Raw genomic sequence first — 1,626 nt, 5'->3', positions numbered from 1 at the left:
CCCGGTGGTGCCATGCGGTGTACCAGTCGTCGACCACGGCGGCGAGCAGCTCGTCGCGGCTGTCGCACAGCCGGATCCGCCCGTCGGCGGCGAGGTGGTGCAGGGCGCGCCGGGCCGCGCCGGGTGTGGGGGTGCGTAGGCCGGTGAGGGCGGCGCGGACGGGTGCCATGGCCGGGCCGGCCTGGCGGTGCAGCACGGTCAGCTCGGGGGTGTCCGGGGTGGTGGCGACCAGGTGGGCGAACCAGCCGCCGGCGCCGACCGCGCCGAGCTGGGCGGGATCCCCCAACGCGATGATCACGGTGTGGGTGCGGGTGGCGTGGCGCAGGAGCCGTTCGGCGTGGCGGGTGTCGACGTGGGTGGCCTCGTCGAGGATGAGTACGGTGCCGGCCGGCCAGATGGTGGCCGGGTCGTCGGTGTGGTCGAGCAGGGTGAGCCAGCCGGCGACGACCCGGGCGGGAATGTTGAGCCGGTCGGCGAGCTGCTCGGTTTGCCGGCCGCCGTGGGCGGCGGCGAGGACGTGGTAGCCGGCGTCGGTGAGGATGGTGGTGACCAGCCGCATGGCCTCGGTCTTGCCGGAGCCGGCCGGGCCGATGATCGGCCGCACCAGATCGGTGGAGGTCAGGATGCGCCGGGCCAGCTCCACCTGTTCGGCCGACAGCCGCCGTGCGGACGGCCCGGACGGCTCGGCGCCGTCTCCGGTGGCGTGGCTGTCGGGGGTGGCCGGTGGGGGAGCGGCGGGGCCCGGGCCGGACGGCGCGCCTGCCGCGGTCGTGCCAGGATCGCGCGGCGCGTCCACCGCGGTCGCGCCGTCCGACGGGGGAGCCGGCGTGCCGTGCGCGCCGCCGGGATCCGGCGCGGCGGTGGCCGCGGCGAGCAGCCGGTCCACCCGTTCCGGGGTGAGGAGGCGGTGGGCGGGGCCGCCGTGGTCGATCCGGCCCTGGCGGGCCAGGGCGAGCACGCTGTCCTCGGCCTCGAGCAGGTCGAGGGTGGTGTAGACCGGTTCGGGTTGGCGCCGCCGGCGGGCGGCGGCGGTGTCGACGAGGACGATCCGCGGGTCGGCAAGCGTCCGCTCGGCGATGTCCGCTATGGCGTCGGGGTCGAGCCGGTCCCCGGCCCAGGCCGCGACCTGTTGGACGATCTCCCGGGCGGTGAACGTGGGGGTGTGGGCGGTCAGTCCGGCCGGGCCGGTCAGCCGGTCCGCCAGGTTGGCGATGTCCGCCGGGGTCGGCGGGTCGATGGTCCGGTCGATGCGGGCGCCGAGCGTGCGGACCTGCCCGGGTGTCCATCCGGCGTCGGTCAGCCGGGCGTGCTGGGCGGCGCGGACCTGGCCGTCGGCGAGAATTTTCTTCGGCGCTCTCGAGCCGCGTTGCGCCGCGGCCTTGGTCGCGCCCGAGGCGGTGAACCCGTCCGCGATGAGCGCGGCGAACTCCTCGTTGATTTCTCCGGTGCGGGTGGAGAACGCCTCCACCAGGCCGCGGGGGATGTTGGCCAGTTCCGCGACCCCGTTGCGGACCGGCCCCCAACGCAGCCCGCGGCGGCGGGACAGCTCGTGGCGCAGCGCGGCGGCGCCGAGGTAGCCGGCGGTTTTGACGTGGGCGAGGAACACCTCGCCGTCCACCGCCCGCC

At 76.5% G+C, this 1,626-nt stretch carries 1 protein-coding gene; it reads right to left on the bottom strand.

Annotation, left to right across the window (positions count from 1 at the left end; genetic code table 11):
* A partial coding sequence (locus NBW84_RS10465) for an AAA family ATPase (protein WP_250284048.1) occupies positions 1 to 1,626 on the bottom strand: 1,626 nt, incomplete at both ends.

It is taken from the genome of Protofrankia sp. CiP1_Cm_nod2 (assembly GCF_920664355.1).
GTDB lineage: Bacteria > Actinomycetota > Actinomycetes > Frankiales > Frankiaceae > Protofrankia.
Note: the sequence above shows the minus strand (reverse complement) of the source record. Positions and strands in the feature narration are given on the sequence as shown.